The following is a 15,989-nucleotide window of genomic DNA, read 5'->3' on the forward strand; positions in this document are numbered from 1 at the left end:
GCTCAAGATATGTAAATCGTAAAAATGTTGATTAATTACGGAGAACGAGTATGATGCGGACGGTACAAGCATATATTTTAGCAAAGTCCCGGTTCTGGAGGTCTATCCCATGAAAATGGCAGCCAATCTTAAGCTCCTGTCATTCCTGATTCCCTGCGCATTTCTTGTTCCCGTGTTGATCACGATGGCTCCCAATCTGAAAGAAGCTTGGAACAGTGAAGCCTTTCAAAATATGAAAACGATATTCATCAGCATTTTTCTCGAAGCTGCTCCATTTCTGCTCATAGGGGTGCTGTTGTCTTCGCTAATGCAATGGTTTGTTTCTGAGGAAATGATTCGCAAACTAACGCCCAAGAACCCCGTTGGAGGTGTGCTGGTGGCGGGTCTGCTGGGAATCATTTTCCCGATCTGCGAATGTGGTATGATTCCGGTCGTTCGACGGTTGATGCATAAAGGCATACCGCCCTATATCGCGGTGACCTTTATTCTTAGTGGCCCTGTTGTAAATCCAATTGTCTTTACCGCGACCCTGCTCGCTTTTCCTTCCCATCCCGAAATTACGATCGCCCGTATGGGACTGGCCTTTGCAGTTGCAGCTGCCATCGGCGGTCTGGTGTATATGTTCGTCCGTCAGAATCCTTTGCGCAAACCGAAGGCTACAGTGACGGAGGTCAAGACACATCCCGGATTTAAAATGGCACAGCCTCATTCCCATTCTGCCGATCATGATCACGTTCACGATAAAAACTGGCGCAGCTTTTTCATCCATGCGGGTGACGAATTTGTAGATATGAGCAAATATTTGGTGATTGGTGCTCTAATAACAGCCTGCATTCAAACCTTTATCAGCCGCAGTGATCTCATTTCTCTGGGTAATGGGCCTGTTGCCTCCTATGTCTTCATGATGGGTTTTGCGTATGTATTGTCTCTCTGTTCGACATCCGACGCATTCGTAGCCTCAGCCTTCTCTCACACGTTTGCGTTAGGGCCACTACTATCCTTTCTCGTTCTTGGTCCAATGCTTGATTTCAAAAGCACATTGATGCTGCTTTCTACCTTCCGCACCCGGTTTGTTATTGGCCTGAGCCTGGCCATTATTGCTTTGGTTTTCGCAGGATCATGGTTGATTAACCTTTTGGTATGAGCATTTATGAATGTATTATCTGATCAAAAGAGGTGATTACATGAACCATCCTGGTTATACAGCGACCAAAGCTCCGGTTACCAAATCTCATCCTATCCAATGGCATAACCTGATTCGTGCGCTGTGGATCGGCGGGCTCGCTGTATACATCATTCGTTTGAATTCAACGGATTCTCTTCATTATTACTTGGCTCCAACGATGCAGCGATTGCTTCTATGCTGCCCTGTTCCCTTTTTGTTTATTGCCGCCATCATGGCCTGGCACGGACTGTTTGGTACTAGCCAGCTCCATTGCGACTGTGAGCATCCACCTCCTTCAAGATGGGTACGCAGCTCGCTGATATATGGATTGATTGCCATTCCATTAATACTTGGTTTTCTTTTGCCAGATCAGGCACTAGGCAGTTCTATGGCCAGTAAGAAAGGCATGTCCCTAACGTATGGACCTCCGGAGATTCGTCGAAAAGAACCCTTACCTGATACAGCAGAACTGGACATTAAAGATCTATCCAAAAAAACTGCAAATGTTGAATCATCTGTGCCTGCCACGAAAGTACAATTTGTTCTCCCGGATGAGTATAGTCGTGAATTTGCTGAACTTGCAGAGAAGTTATATGCGGAATCTGTCATTAAGGTATATCCCGAAATTTTCTCCGAGACATTGGGGTCCATCGACATGTTTCAACGACAATTCGCAGGCAAGGCCATCAGCCTTACCGGGTTTGTATATCGAGACAAAAGCATGGAGCATGAATCTCATTTTGCATTAGGACGATTTCTTGTGATGTGCTGCCCGGCAGACGCGGCACCCTTTGGCGTGATGATTCATGTCCCGAATGCAGACAGCTTTCCTACAGACAGTTGGGTACAAATCGATGGCACCATTGGTTCTGCTCAAGTGAATGGCGAAGACACCATTGAGATTCGGGCGACGAAAGTAACTCCGGTTGATCAGCCATCCACCCCTTACATTTACACCAGTGCAGATTCAGTTGTGACGTATGATAATTTGCATAATAAATAAGAAAAAGCCCCGAAGCTATGGAATGCACAGCTTCGGGGCTTTAAATTCAATTCAGGCATAAGGTTAACCTTGTTTGCCTGATATATTATTCAGTTACGATATCATGCACCAATACCGGAGCATCGGCATGATCTTCAATGGTAATGTTTTCTTTGATCTTCGCGATTACGTCTGCTACGTCTTCACGATTGGCATGGATTGTTACGAGTGATTCGCCAGCTTTAACCTGGTCACCTACTTTTTTGTTGAGCATCAAGCCAACAGCGAGGTCGATCTCGGATTCTTTTGTTGCACGGCCTGCGCCAAGCAGCATTGCAGCAGTACCGATTTCATCAGCGACGATACCAGCTACATATCCGTCTTTATCTGCTGGTACTTCAACCAGATATTTCGCTTGTGGCAAGCGATCCGGGTGATCTACAACTGAAGCGTCTCCGCCTTGATTTGCCAGGAAGTCTTTGAATTTATCCAATGCTTTACCGTTCTGGATTACTTCTTTCAATTTCTCCTCAGCATGCTCCAGGGAGTCTGCTTTGCCAGCAAGGAATACCATTTGACGTCCAAGCGCCAGACAGAGTTCTTCCAGATCCTTCGGTCCTTTACCTTGCAACGTAAGGATGGCTTCTTTCACTTCAAGCGCGTTACCGATAGCGAGACCTAGTGGTTGAGACATATCGGAAATGACAGCCATCGTTTTACGTCCTACATTGTTACCGATGCTTACCATCGCATGTGCCAGTTCTTTTGCATCTTCAGTTGTCTTCATGAATGCACCAGCACCCGTTTTAACATCCAATACGATCGCATCGGCACCTGCTGCAATTTTCTTACTCATGATGGAGCTGGCAATCAGTGGGATGGAGTTAACGGTAGCTGTAACGTCACGCAATGCATAGAGCTTTTTGTCTGCCGGCGTAAGGTTTCCACTTTGACCGATAACGGCAACTTTATGTTCGTTAACGAGGCGGATGAACTCTTCTTTCTCAAGCTCCACGTGGAAACCTGCAACAGATTCCAGTTTGTCCGTTGTGCCACCAGTGTGACCCAATCCACGTCCGGACATTTTGGCAACTGGAACATCCAGAGCAGCAACAAGCGGTGCCAGTACCAGCGTTGTAGTATCACCAACGCCTCCCGTGGAGTGCTTGTCTACCTTGATACCTTCGATGGCAGACAGATCAATGGTCTCGCCCGAGTTTACCATGGACATCGTCAAATCTGCGCGTTCCTTGTCAGACATATCCTTGAAGAATACAGCCATCGCCCAAGCGCTGACTTGATAATCAGGGATATCGCCTTGTGTATATCCTTGAACAACAAAATCAATCTCAGCTGTTGTCAGTTCTTTTCCGTCGCGTTTCTTAGCAATAATGTCTACCATTCTCATGATGATCTCTCCTTCGTTGTGGGTGATTTGTATAGAACACTTTGTTGTTAACCCGTTCCGGCCCCGGATCGTTCTTTCGATCGCTGTTGTCTCCAAGTTTTTTTGAATAACCTTCGATAAGGTTGAAATTCAGAGACAAAGGCGAACGCTTCGCTTCTTCAGAATCGATTCCGGTTCCTCCACTACGCTCGTGGAACAAAAGTTTCGATTAAAATCAATTGATATTGATAAATTAAGTGATTTTTACAGCGTAATTGCTGTTTCCAGTGCTACTACCATCATGTCGTTGAACGTTTTTTGGCGCTCTTCGGCGGAAGTCTCTTCACCCGTCAGCAAGTGGTCACTTACTGTCAGGATCGTGAGTGCGTTTACGCCAAATTTGGCTGCGAGTGTGTACAGTGCAGTTGTTTCCATCTCAACGCCCAGTACGCCGTGCTGCATCAATTTCTCAGTCACGGAACGGTCGTCACGATAGAAGGAATCGGAACTGAACACGTTTCCGACATGGATTTTCATGCCTTTGGCAGTTGCGCGGTCATAGGCTTCTTTCAGCAGGGAGAACGACGCGATCGGGGAGAAATCATATCCGCCAAATACGAGCTTGTTCATGCTGGAATCGGTACATGAAGCTTGAGCAAGGATAACATCACGAACACGTACATGTTCTTGCATACCTCCGCAAGTTCCAACACGAATTAGGTTTTTCACACCGTATTCGCTGATCAGTTCGTTGGCATAGATGCTGAACGATGGAATCCCCATGCCCGAGCCTTGTACCGAGATACGGTGTCCTTGATATGTACCCGTGAATCCGAGCATTCCGCGAACTTCGTTGTAACAAACAACATCTTCAAGATACGTATCTGCAATAAATTTTGCACGCAATGGATCTCCTGGCAAAAGAATTGTTTCTGCAATATCTCCGGGTTTAGCTCCAATATGTGTACTCATGATTAAATCTCCTCCAGTTATCCATATGATTGAATGAAAGTCAGGAACCGGAGCAGCCGAAACTGCCCCCGTGGTCATCCTGTCCGACTTTGTGTTTCAAGAAAATATCAGATTTCCCCATGTTCAGTTAAAGATAAGAATGTTGACTATTTCAAATCTTTCAGGAAGCTTGTACCATATTCCGGCAGTTTCACTCCGAAGTTCTCAGCTACTGTCGCTCCAACATCAGCAAACGTGCTGCGCAGTTCAAGCTTTTTACCCTCGTTGAAGCGTGGAGAGTAAACAAGCAGTGGCACATACTCACGTGTATGGTCCGTGCCGCGGTAGGTTGGGTCATTACCATGGTCAGCTGTGATGAGCAGCAGATCATCGTCTGTCATTTTGCTGAAGATCTCTGGCAGTCGAGCATCATACTCTTCAAGCGCCTGAGCGTAGCCTTGTGGATCACGACGGTGACCGAACAGGGCGTCGAAGTCAACCAGGTTCAGGAAGCTGAGTCCGGTGAACTCTTCATCCATCGTTTCGGACAGTTTGTCCATGCCATCCATATTGGAGACAGTACGTACAGTCTTGGTTACACCTTCTCCATCGTAGATATCTGCGATTTTACCCAGAGCGATGACATCAAAACCACCATCTTTGAGTTCATTCATCACGGTACGTCCAAACGGTTTGAGCGCATAATCATGACGATTCGCTGTACGCTTCCAGTCACCAGCTTCACCTACGAATGGACGTGCAATAATACGACCCAGCATATACGGATCTTCAAGTGTAATTTCACGGCAGAACTCACAGATCTCATACAGTTCCTTCAATGGAACAACGTCCTCATGTGCTGCAATTTGCAGAACCGAATCCGCGGATGTGTACACAATAAGCGCGCCAGTTTCAACATGCTCCGCACCCAGCTCATCCAGAATTTCCGTGCCGCTGGCCGGTTTGTTCCCAATCACTTTACGGCCTGTTTTTTCTTCAATGCGCTGAATTAACTCATCCGGGAACCCGTCTGCGAACACACGGAATGGCGTATCAATGTACAGGCCCATCAGTTCCCAGTGACCCGTCATGGTGTCTTTGCCTCTGGATGCTTCCTGCATTTTGGTGTAAAAAGCTTTTGGTGCGTCCGCTACAGGCACACCTTCAATTTCCTTAATATTGGACAGTCCAAGACTGGCCATATGCGGCATCTTCAATCCTCCGCGTTCACGTGCAATGTGACCAAAGGTATCGACGTCGAAATCATCGAATTCCGCTGCATCCGGCGCTTCACCAATTCCCACTGAATCCATAACGATTAAATGTACTCTTTTGAATGTTGACATAACTTAAGCACTCCTTCCAATAATCCGGCTTTACAAGAACAGTCCGGCGATGATCGCAGACAGTACGCTGACGAGCGATGCACCGTAAAGCAGTTTCAGACCGAAGCGGGCCACCACATTACCTTGTTTTTCATGAAGTCCCTTCACCGCACCGGCAATAATACCGATTGAGGAGAAGTTCGCGAACGATACGAGGAAGACGGATACGATCCCTGTTGTTCTGGCAGACAATGCAGTCTGTTTGGTCAGATCAAGCATGGCAACGAATTCGTTGGATACCATTTTGGTAGCCATAATACTTCCCGCCTGAATCGCTTCTTTCCAAGGAACACCCATAATGAAGGCAAATGGTGCAAACACATAACCAAGCAGTTCCTGGAACGAAATGCCGAGCACTGCACTGAAGATCCCGTTAACCAGTGCGATCAGAGCAACAAAACCGATTAACATTGCAGCTACGACGATCGCAACTTTGAAACCATCCAGAATGTACTCGCCCAACATTTCGAAGAAGGATTGTTTTTCCTCTTCCTGTACTTCCAATATATCTTCTTCCGGAGAAACCTCATAAGGATTCACGATGGAAGCGATGATAAAACCGCCAAACAGGTTCAGCACAAGTGCCGTAACCACATACTTCGGATCAATCATGGACATATAGGCACCGACAATGGACATCGATACCGTGGACATCGCCGAGGCACATAAAGTGTACAGTCGATGTTTAGGCAGCAACCCAATTTGTTTTTTCACAGAAATGAACACTTCAGATTGCCCCAATACAGCCGAAGCAACCGCGTTATATGATTCCAGTTTGCCCATTCCGTTGACTTTGCTTAATACCAGACCAATATATTTTATAACAAAAGGCAAGATTCGGATATACTGCAATATCCCAATGAGCGCTGAGATAACGACGATCGGCATCAATACACTGAGGAAGAATGGCGCGCCCCCACTGTCTGCACCAACGGTAGTCAAGCCACCGAATACAAATGAAATACCGTCATTCGCATAGCCAAGCAAACTTTCAAATACGGTCGCGAAACCGCCAATCAAAAATGTACCCACTTCTGTGTTCAATAATGCGTATCCCAATATTACTTGCAAAACAATCATGATGATTAGCGGACGATATCTGATCTTCTTCTTACCGTTGCTGACCAGATAAGCCAGTCCAAAGACAACAAGTATACCAAGAAGGGCTATTAGGAATTTCATTCTATCTCTCCTTTGAAGGTAGTTAAGCCGGATGTTTATTCAGCTCAAAGGTTTCCCAAATATGTGATGAATTAACCTTTCAGAAAACGGTTGAAGCGCTTACAATAAATTCGGTTTTTTATGATTGGGTTTTATTTAAAATATAAATTTGGATCAGCTTTAAAACTTGTTCTTCACATCCATCGAGAGATATGAAGAACAAGTTAAAGCATCCAAGCAATCCATCTAGTGAAATTTATCGAGCCAATTACTCACGAATTAATAATTAGATGTAGATTGTTCGCCTTGCATGATTTTCACACCGGAACTGGCGCCAATCCGAGTTGCTCCTGCATCGATCATTTTTTGCATGTCTTCCAGACTACGCACGCCGCCGGAAGCTTTAACGCCTACATCCGGACCTACGGTACGACGCATCAAAGCGATATCTTCTGGTGTTGCTCCACCCGTAGAGAAACCTGTGGAGGTTTTGACAAAATCAGCCCCAGCTTTTACCGCTGCCTGACATGCACGTACTTTCTCTTCATCCGTCAACAGACAAGTTTCAATAATGACTTTCACCAAAGCTTTACCCGCTGCTGCTTCAACAACTGCACGGATATCCTGTTCAACAACGTCATCTTTGCCATCTTTCAAAGCACTAATGTTGATGACCATATCCACCTCAGTAGCACCTTTAGCGATGGCGTCTTTGGTTTCGAATGCTTTGGTCTCGGAAGTGGAAGCTCCCAGAGGGAAACCGATAACAGTACAAATATCGACGCCAGTACCTTGAAGCTGTTCAGCAGCATAAGCAACCCAGCCCGGGTTAACACATACAGAAGCAAATTGATATTGTTTCGCTTCTTCGGTCAATTTGGCCATTTCACTTTGTGTTGCATCTGCACGAAGCAAGGTATGATCTATCATTTTGGCTAATTGTGGTGTAGTCAATTCAATCTCCCCTTATCTGAACTAGTTATTTTCTATATCCCTACCCTAACATGAACATATGTAAAAATCAATATGAACTTTTGTTCAACCTTGAAATTTAAACACATTCCATGGAAACCTCACTAAACAAATGACTTCGCTCACTGGGAGGAATCGTATAATATAGCTTCTGCCTAAGAAAGCAAAACATCCGCCCATGTCGCGTGGCAGATGTTGTCATCCATTGCATTATAATCGAAGCAAAGCCTGAGCTGTGTATTGATCTGTTACCAAAATGTTGGCGTAATGACCTTTGAGCGCAGCATGAATGGCTTCTATTTTACGTTTTCCCCCGGCCACGAGAATCGATTTTTCCTTATTTCGCAGCTCAGCCAGATCAATTCCGACGGTTCTGTTGTTAATTTCTTCACTGATCAACCGGCCCTCGGCATCAAAAAAACGTGAACAAATGTCACCTGCACCTGAATGCATCAGCAATTGCTGTTCTTCATCATTAAAGTACCCCAGTCTGAACAAAAGTGCATCTTCCTTCACTGTACCTACGGTAAACATGGCAATATTCGCCTGTCGGCCAAGTTCCACAATTCTGCCAATATGTCGGTCTGCTTCTACCATTTTCTTGACTTCAATGTTGTCGAAAATCACGGGCAAAGGCAAATATCGGGGAACCGTATGGAAAGCTTCCGCAAATAAATGAACAATTTCTGCCGCATACGTATTCACATGGGAATGGCTTACGCCTCCCTTAAGTTGAACCACTTCGACGCCTTTGACCTGCTTGGGACGAAGCTGACGGGCGACGGCGTTCATCGTTGTCCCCCAAGTTACCCCAATAATGTCCGCATCCTGAACCGTATCTTGTAAGTAATCTGCTGCTCTTTTACTAATATGTTTCAAAATTTCTTCATCACTCTTTAACGGGGCAAAGCATACAAGCGCAGTATCCAGATTATACTTGGCTTTGAGTTCCCCGGCGATAATGTCGATATCCTCTAGCGGGTCCATAATTTCAATGCGAACGTAACCACGATCTTTCGCGTACTGAAGTAATCTTGATACCGTTGGACGTGACACGCCCAGCCTGACCGCAATATCCTGCTGGCTGTAATCCGATTGATAATACAATTTCGCTGCTTCAATGCTTAATCGTTGCTTCTCCAGATCCATTCCCATATGCGCTCATCTCACTCATTCCTAGTATCGTTCGATTCACCTTACACCAATGTATTATACATGATTGAGTACCAGGTCACTATCCAGGTATAAAACGTTACAAACGATGCATACTACATCGGTCGCTTATTAATGTCAGCCCTTTTTGGCAAAAACATCATAGAGAGGAAGAACCGTATGTCTACATTATTGTATATTACTGCCCATCCTCATGATCATGAAACTTCCTTCAGCATGGCTGCAGGTAAAGCGTTTGTGGATGCATATCGTGAAAGCCATCCTTCGGATGAGGTTATTCATCTGGATTTGTATCGCTCGGATATTCCTCATATTGATGCAGATGTATTCAGTGGTTGGGGGAAACTTCAATCCGGCAGCGAATTGACTTCTGAAGAACAGACCAAGGTTCAACGTTTGAATGAATTATCGGATCAATTCGCATCTGCTGACAAATATGTTTTTGTGACACCGATGTGGAACTTCTCTTTCCCTCCAATTATGAAGGCTTATATCGACTCCATCTGCGTGGCTGGTAAAACGTTCCGTTATACGGAACAAGGCCCGGTTGGATTGCTCTCCAACAAAAAGGCACTGCATATTCAGGCTCGTGGCGGCATTTATTCCGAAGGGCCTGCGGCTCAGATGGAATCCGGTCATCGTTACCTGAGCATTATTATGTCTTTCCTTGGTGTGCCGAAGCTTGAAGGCATTTTTGTGGAAGGACATAACCAATATAAGGAACGCGCAGATGAGATCAAACAACAAGCTATAGAAGAGTCACGTACACTCGCTAAACAGTTCTAACCCTTAAATAAACAAGTACAGCAACAAACACAAAACCCGCATGCCAACCCATGGAATATTAATTCCATAGGACGGCACGCGGGTTTTTATTTTTTTTATAATAAACGTTAGAGCTTTATTGATGTCCAGCGCTAGCACGGCTCATGGTTTCAAGTTTGCGAGTAATGGCATGTCGGTCCACTTTCAGTCCCCAAATGGCTTCAATAATCTGTTCTTTCTCTTCGGGACCCTCGGCATTTTTCAATTGCATTAACAGATCATGCATCTGTTCGTTAATACCTTCAAATTGACTCCAAAGATCCTGTCTAACCTCGGTTGAATCCAGATGATGATTAGCATCCACTTCTTCTTTCAATGCTTGCAGAATGGCCTCTTTCCACTCCTCATCACCTAGCTGTTTCGCTATGTTCAGGAGATCCAGATAATCGTCAACAAGAAGTGAGTTCAGTTCAGCATGTGTTTTCATCGTTTATTGCATCCCCTTTGCATCTATTTACCCAGTATTATACTCGGTATTTCGGGATATGCAATACTTGTCGAAAAAAGTTAGTTATTGTATTAAGGACTATTGGATGATTATGGGTCAAAATGAGTGCTTTGTGATGAACAAACATTCGATCTATGTTTAGTTAAAAAGTAAGCCTGGTATGTTCTTTTACCTTTTCTATCAGAAACCGACACAATATAAAGCCGATTACCACATACACACCAATCATGCCCACAATGCCAATCCAACCCAGATGGCTGTAAAGTAGGCCCCCTCCAGTTCCGCTGACACTTGATCCCACGTAGTAGAAAAACAAATACAAGGCATTAGCCTGGGATTTATGCTGATCCGCCACGAGTCCAACCCAGCTACTTGCGATGGAATGTCCGCCAAAGAAACCAAAGGCAAACAGCGCAAGTCCAATTATTTTGACCCAAAGATCTGGGTGAATGGTACAAACTGCACCAGCCAGTATAATACCCAGCGCGATTCCAAGGACATTCGATCTTCCATACCGATCTGCAAGCCTGCCCATCCAGGTGCTGCTCAATGTACCCATAAGGTACACGACAAAAAGGCTACCAACGACAGATTGGCTAAGATGATAAGGTTTTCCAGTCAATTCAAATCCGATGTAGTTGAACAACGTTACGAAGCCACCCATCAGAAGAAAGCCCAGTCCATACAGGCAAAGTAAACGTGTATTCCGACACTGTGACCACAAAAGAGGAATGATCTTTTTGAATCCAGGAGTCGCTTTGACAAAATGGCGGGATGGCGGGATGACCAGCCAGAAGATAACGGCCGCACATAGGCCAAGAATACCGATAAAACCAATTGCGGCACGCCAACTGAGCCAGTCTGTGATCACGCCGCTGATAAAACGACCAGCCATACCTCCAATCGAATTTCCGCTGATATAAAGGCCCATAGCATACCCTAGACTGGAAGGCTCAATCTCTTCAGACAGATATGTCATGGCTGTCGCGGGCAACCCGGCAAGTGCAACTCCCTGGAGAATACGAAGCAGAAGCAGCTCAGTAAATCCAGGGCTAAACGCACTAATCATTGCAATAATAGATGAAACAACTAAAGCTGCTGTCATAATAAAGCGTCTTCCCAATGAATCGGATAAGGAACCGATGAACAACATGGTCAGTGCCATGGCAATCGTTGTAACTGAGAGGGTCAGACTGGAATGTGCAGGCGAGATCGCAAATGCCTCGCTAATCTCGGGCATCAGGGGCTGGAGGCTGTATAGTAACGCAAAAGTCACAAAACCTCCGGCAAACAGCGCAAGGCTAATGTTACGAAACGTCTTAGTTCCCTGCTGAATCATGATATTCCAACTTTCTCGGCAGAAAAGCTCCATGATCGGCTGCTGACTGATCGCTTGGCTGAAGCCTTCCATTAATCGTTATTTAATGAACAGTTTACGCTCCATATGAGTCAAAAACTCATATCCATCTGGAGTTACAACAACCGTATCCTCGATTTGGAAGCCACCAGCGCCGAGCTCATAATATGGCACCTCCACACACAGTACCATGCCAGGCTCCAGTATGCGCTGGTCACCAGGAGAGAGAGTCATGTCGTCGTACAGTTCCAAGCCAATGGCATGACCAACATGCTGGCGTCGGTAATGAGGAATTCCCTCACGTTGCACGCGAGACACAGCCGCATGAAATACGTCGGAAGCCTTGACGCCAGGACGTACGGTTTCAAGTGCAGTCTCCCATCCGCTTTTTACAGCATTAAAATGCTTTGTCATCCAGGGAGTTGGCTCTCCTGCTACAACGGTACGTCCTGTATCTCCCCAGTACCCTTCCAACTGCAAGCACAGATCAAAGCGGATCTGATCTCCTGACTCGATGGTATGAAAATAATTTTCGATGAGCGGCAGCGCACTGCGCGGACCCGCCCCTACCGCAGTCATTGCAGGTGTCCCGCCTGCTCTCATTACAGACAACCGATAATGGTCGGCAAGCTGCTTCTCATGAACACCGGCTGCGATCAGATCAATCAGCTCTTGCTCAATTCTCTCATTTACTTGGGCAGCCTGTCGGAGCTGCTCAATCTCGAAAGGTGTCTTAACCAAGCGGATTTGACGAAATAGCTTGTACGCGTGAACAACCGCTCCTTGAGGAGCATCCTCCTTGACCCGTGCCAAAAGTTCAGGAGCAATTCGCATCTCATCGATTCCAATCGGTTGATTCTCGATGTCGAGCTGTTTCAGTGCAGCCTTAAGCGCTTCTATCGGCCCCGGATGAATGACTGTCGTTTGTAGCAGAGAGTAGAACAGATCAATATCATCCGTAGAAGGTTTGCCTTCGATCGTACCTTCCACGAAGAAGTCACTGTAGGCAAATATATCTACTCCCGTGATACCGAATTGAGCCACAACGCCCAAACGATTCGTCGGGATGACGATACATGGCCGAGCGGATCGGTCGGCAGGTAGAATGGCGTAAATCTGCATGGTCCAGTTGCTCGCGCGTAGCTGGGAGCCGATGACATAGTGAATATTTTCCGGTGTGGTTGCGATCAGGGCACTAAGTCCCTGAGTTTTCATTACATCTTCCGCTCGGTCCCGGTTTAGACCCGAGCTATGGGATATATGAAGTGAATTGTTCATGATTCAGTCCTCCTTTTGTTTTTCCTGCCCCCAAACAAACTCTCAAGTCCGGGTACTGAGCGCAGTACCAGCTTGATGATCATGAACAAGGCCAGTGCAAAAGCGATAAGTACGACAGATACAACCGCGATCGTCGGGTCCTGCCACTTCTCCATATACAGGAACAGTTGTATAGGTAGTGTGTAGCTGTCCTGACGAAGCAGCAGCAATGCAGCCTCTACCTGATCAAAAGTGAAGACAAATGCGATTGATCCTGAAAGGAGCAGAGATAGTCTAAGCTGTGGCAAGGTAATTGTAAAAAAGATACGCAGTGGACCTGCTCCAAGGTCTGCTGCCGCCTCTCGATGTGCGGGCTGAAGATTGGCCAATGCACTGCCTACAAGCGTTAGCACGAATGGAAGCACGATGACCGCTTCACCCAAAATAAGAGCGAACAATCCGCCTGCAATATGCATTTTGGAGAACAAAATTAGATACGCAATACCAAGCGTAATTTTCGGCATAACCATTGGGGATACAAAAAAGGCTCTTAAGATGCCAGCACCCGGGAAAGGGTAATGCACGATGGCCAGCGCTGCAAGTGTTCCGGTAATCAGCGCCAGCAATACCGCACCAGTGGAAGCAATCAGACTGTTCTTGAATGCAACGAGAAATTGAGTCTGCTCTCCCAGATTTGCATACCACTTCAGGGTAAGACCTTCTGGAGGGAATTTACTGGCCGATCCGGAACCTACAGATGTCAATAGGATCATTAGCAACGGCAATAGTAGATAAACCGCCACGGCCCCTGCAAATATATAGAGCAGCACTTTGGTGAGCCTGTTGGACTTAACCATAAGCCTGACCTCCCTTCCGGGAACGACGGAACATCAGCATTTCCGCTCCTTTATTGACCAAAAGTGAAACGATGATGGAAGAAATGAGCAAGAATATACTTGCTACCGCAGCCATCGGCCAGTTGGTATCCAGTGTTCGCTGGTAAATAAATACTGGCAGTGTCATGACTCTGCCTCCGCCAATCAGTTGAGGCGTTGTAAAGGCCGTAAGGCATAGCGTGAATACAATCTGTACCCCGCTAGCAATACCTCTCGCTGATAAAGGTAGGGTAATCGTCAGGAATGTCCGCCAGCTTCCTGCTCCCAGATCCTGAGCAGCCGCTTTTAGAGAAGCGTCACTTTGCGACAATACATTCAGGATCGGAAAGACCATGAACGGCAGAAAAATATGAACAAGTGCGACGACCACACCAGTCTCGTTATATATCATACTGAAGCCTTCATCCGTAATTCCAAGCCGTATGAACAGCCAGTTCATAAAGCCCTGTTTGGATAGCAACAGCTGCCAGCCATAGGATCGCACAACTGCGCTGACCAGTAGCGGAAGAAACGTAAGCAGCAGCAACAATTGCTTCATGCCCGTTTTCTTTAGGCCTGCTATACAATAAGCTAGCGGGTATGCAAGCAGCAGGCTCCATAGCGTAACCTTGAAAGCAACGCGAAACGTGGTGCCTATCAGTTTCCAATAGTACGGATCGGACAGAAAAGCGCGATAGGCGTCCCACTCCCAGCCCCGGACGAGCTTACCATTTTCATAGATATCAAAGCTGTATCTGCCAAAGATAAGCAGACCACCCAGATACACGATGCCCATCAGGACCAGTGCAGGCAGCAGAAGCAGCAACTGGGTAATCCATCGGCGGTTTTTGGATGAATACAGATTCACGATCCGATCCGCAATCCGATTCATATCCCTTCCTCCTGTGCCGGATATTGCAGCATTGGTTCGGATAACAAGAGCGCGTCCTCCGGATCAAAGCCAATCCGAATTGGCTCTCCTGGGCTAAAACGAGAGGCTCCCCGCTGATGCAGTACACTGGCCTGAACCAGAAACTCCTCAGCAATCTGGATCGTGTAACGAATATTTGCCCCGCCATACACTGCTTCTATGACACGTCCATCCAGCTTATTCAGGCAAGGAATCGCATCCTCTCCAAGTCGAATATATTCGTTCCGAATGGACAACGAGTGCCGGGCACCTACTATGGCAACCGGGGTGTCCTCACCTGTCTTCACCAGCAGCGAATACCCGAAGCATTCAACCCGGATTCCATTCGTATCCTGTCCAAGCACCCTTGTTGCCAGAAGATTGGTATCGCCAATAAACTTGGCTACGAAGCTGTCTGTCGGTCTTTCATAGATTTCATCCGGCGTAGCATATTGCAGCAGCTTGCCAGCGCGCATGACACCGATCCGGTCTGACATATTCATGGCTTCATTCTGATCATGCGTTACAAAGATGAACGTACCACCGAACTCTCGTTGTATACGTTTTAGTTCGCGCTGCATATCCAGACGCAGCTGCATGTCCAGTGCGGAAAGTGGCTCATCGAGCAGTAAAACTTCGGGTCTGTTGATTAAAGCGCGAGCAATCGCTACGCGTTGAGCCTGCCCCCCAGACAACTGGGAAACAGCTCGTCTACCATAATCTCCGAGCTGGACCAACTCTAACATCTCATGTACTTGCCTCCTGATATCGGCTTTCGGTAACTTCTTCACCTTTAGCCCATAGGCGATGTTGTTGAATACGTCCATATGCGGGAATAGCGCAAGCTGTTGAAAAATCATGTTACTGTTACGACCATAGGCCGGGATGCCGGTTACATCCCGACCTCCCAGCAAAATGCTCCCCTGATCCGGCTGCTCAAGTCCGCCAAGCATCCGTAGAAGTGTTGTTTTGCCGCAGCCACTCGGGCCTAACAGGGAAACGAATTCTCCCTTCTTCACCTGCAATGACACATGGTTAACCGCGGCTCGCTCTCCGTAGGTCTTCGTAACTTCTCTTGTTTCGATGGAAATGGGTTCTTGTTCACTGCTCATCTCTGTTTTCCTCCCGTCCATAACGGGCT

General features: G+C 46.6%; 15 protein-coding genes. 3 read left to right on the top strand and 12 right to left on the bottom strand.

Annotated elements, in window-relative coordinates; translation table 11 throughout:
* The first annotated feature begins 109 nt into the window (after positions 1-109).
* Positions 110-1,144: a permease gene (locus CS562_RS04330; protein WP_099853898.1), complete on the top strand. Its 1,035-nt coding sequence runs from the start codon at positions 110-112 to the stop codon at positions 1,142-1,144.
* 40 nt (positions 1,145-1,184) lie between these two features.
* Positions 1,185-2,168 carry a TIGR03943 family putative permease subunit gene (locus CS562_RS04335; protein WP_099854578.1) on the top strand — a complete coding sequence of 328 codons (984 nt, stop codon included), beginning with the start codon at positions 1,185-1,187 and terminating at the stop codon, positions 2,166-2,168.
* Positions 2,169-2,253: 85 nt separating this feature from the next.
* Here the strand turns inward: CS562_RS04335 and CS562_RS04340 are convergent, their stop codons facing one another.
* The 6 genes from CS562_RS04340 to CS562_RS04365 all read right to left on the bottom strand — a co-directional run bounded on the left by CS562_RS04340 (position 2,254) and on the right by CS562_RS04365 (position 9,152).
* On the bottom strand, positions 2,254-3,555 hold the full coding sequence (locus CS562_RS04340; protein ID WP_099853900.1) for a pyrimidine-nucleoside phosphorylase: 1,302 nt from the start codon (positions 3,553-3,555) through the stop codon (positions 2,254-2,256).
* 243 nt (positions 3,556-3,798) lie between these two features.
* The gene (gene deoD / locus CS562_RS04345) at positions 3,799-4,506 is read right to left on the bottom strand and encodes a purine-nucleoside phosphorylase (RefSeq protein ID WP_076288673.1); all 708 of its coding nucleotides are present in this window, start codon (positions 4,504-4,506) and stop codon (positions 3,799-3,801) included.
* A 146-nt stretch (positions 4,507-4,652) separates the two neighbouring features.
* Positions 4,653-5,831 carry a phosphopentomutase gene (gene deoB / locus CS562_RS04350; RefSeq protein ID WP_076288672.1) on the bottom strand — a complete coding sequence of 393 codons (1,179 nt, stop codon included), beginning with the start codon at positions 5,829-5,831 and terminating at the stop codon, positions 4,653-4,655.
* Between the two features lie 30 nt (positions 5,832-5,861).
* Positions 5,862-7,052: a NupC/NupG family nucleoside CNT transporter gene (locus CS562_RS04355; protein ID WP_076288671.1), complete on the bottom strand. Its 1,191-nt coding sequence runs from the start codon at positions 7,050-7,052 to the stop codon at positions 5,862-5,864.
* A gap of 258 nt (positions 7,053-7,310) precedes the next feature.
* The gene (gene deoC, locus CS562_RS04360) at positions 7,311-7,961 is read right to left on the bottom strand and encodes a deoxyribose-phosphate aldolase (RefSeq protein WP_063563980.1); all 651 of its coding nucleotides are present in this window, start codon (positions 7,959-7,961) and stop codon (positions 7,311-7,313) included.
* A 252-nt stretch (positions 7,962-8,213) separates the two neighbouring features.
* On the bottom strand, positions 8,214-9,152 hold the full coding sequence (locus CS562_RS04365) for a DNA-binding transcriptional repressor DeoR (protein WP_053780650.1): 939 nt from the start codon (positions 9,150-9,152) through the stop codon (positions 8,214-8,216).
* 183 nt (positions 9,153-9,335) lie between these two features.
* Here CS562_RS04365 and CS562_RS04370 point away from each other — a divergent pair, with 183 nt between their 5' ends.
* Positions 9,336-9,962, top strand: coding sequence for an FMN-dependent NADH-azoreductase (locus CS562_RS04370; RefSeq protein WP_076288670.1), 627 nt, complete (start codon positions 9,336-9,338; stop codon positions 9,960-9,962).
* 115 nt (positions 9,963-10,077) lie between these two features.
* Here the strand turns inward: CS562_RS04370 and CS562_RS04375 are convergent, their stop codons facing one another.
* The 6 genes from CS562_RS04375 to CS562_RS04400 all read right to left on the bottom strand — a co-directional run bounded on the left by CS562_RS04375 (position 10,078) and on the right by CS562_RS04400 (position 15,960).
* Positions 10,078-10,428 (bottom strand): hypothetical protein, encoded by a 351-nt coding sequence (locus CS562_RS04375; protein WP_063563897.1) that lies wholly within the window; start codon positions 10,426-10,428, stop codon positions 10,078-10,080.
* A gap of 163 nt (positions 10,429-10,591) precedes the next feature.
* Positions 10,592-11,788, bottom strand: coding sequence for an MFS transporter (locus CS562_RS04380; protein WP_099854580.1), 1,197 nt, complete (start codon positions 11,786-11,788; stop codon positions 10,592-10,594).
* A gap of 78 nt (positions 11,789-11,866) precedes the next feature.
* The gene (locus CS562_RS04385; protein WP_099853902.1) at positions 11,867-13,084 is read right to left on the bottom strand and encodes a M24 family metallopeptidase; all 1,218 of its coding nucleotides are present in this window, start codon (positions 13,082-13,084) and stop codon (positions 11,867-11,869) included.
* The gene (locus tag CS562_RS04390; protein ID WP_099853904.1) at positions 13,081-13,920 is read right to left on the bottom strand and encodes an ABC transporter permease; all 840 of its coding nucleotides are present in this window, start codon (positions 13,918-13,920) and stop codon (positions 13,081-13,083) included. Before CS562_RS04390 ends, CS562_RS04385 begins: the two co-directional genes overlap by 4 nt.
* Complete coding sequence (locus CS562_RS04395; protein ID WP_099853906.1) at positions 13,913-14,830, bottom strand: ABC transporter permease; 918 nt, start codon at positions 14,828-14,830, stop codon at positions 13,913-13,915. The genes CS562_RS04390 and CS562_RS04395 overlap by 8 nt, the downstream gene beginning before the upstream one ends.
* Positions 14,827-15,960: an ABC transporter ATP-binding protein gene (locus CS562_RS04400; RefSeq protein WP_099853908.1), complete on the bottom strand. Its 1,134-nt coding sequence runs from the start codon at positions 15,958-15,960 to the stop codon at positions 14,827-14,829. The genes CS562_RS04395 and CS562_RS04400 overlap by 4 nt, the downstream gene beginning before the upstream one ends.
* Positions 15,961-15,989: the final 29 nt, after the last annotated feature.

This window comes from Paenibacillus sp. LK1 (assembly GCF_002750415.1).
Classification (GTDB): domain Bacteria; phylum Bacillota; class Bacilli; order Paenibacillales; family Paenibacillaceae; genus Paenibacillus; species Paenibacillus taichungensis.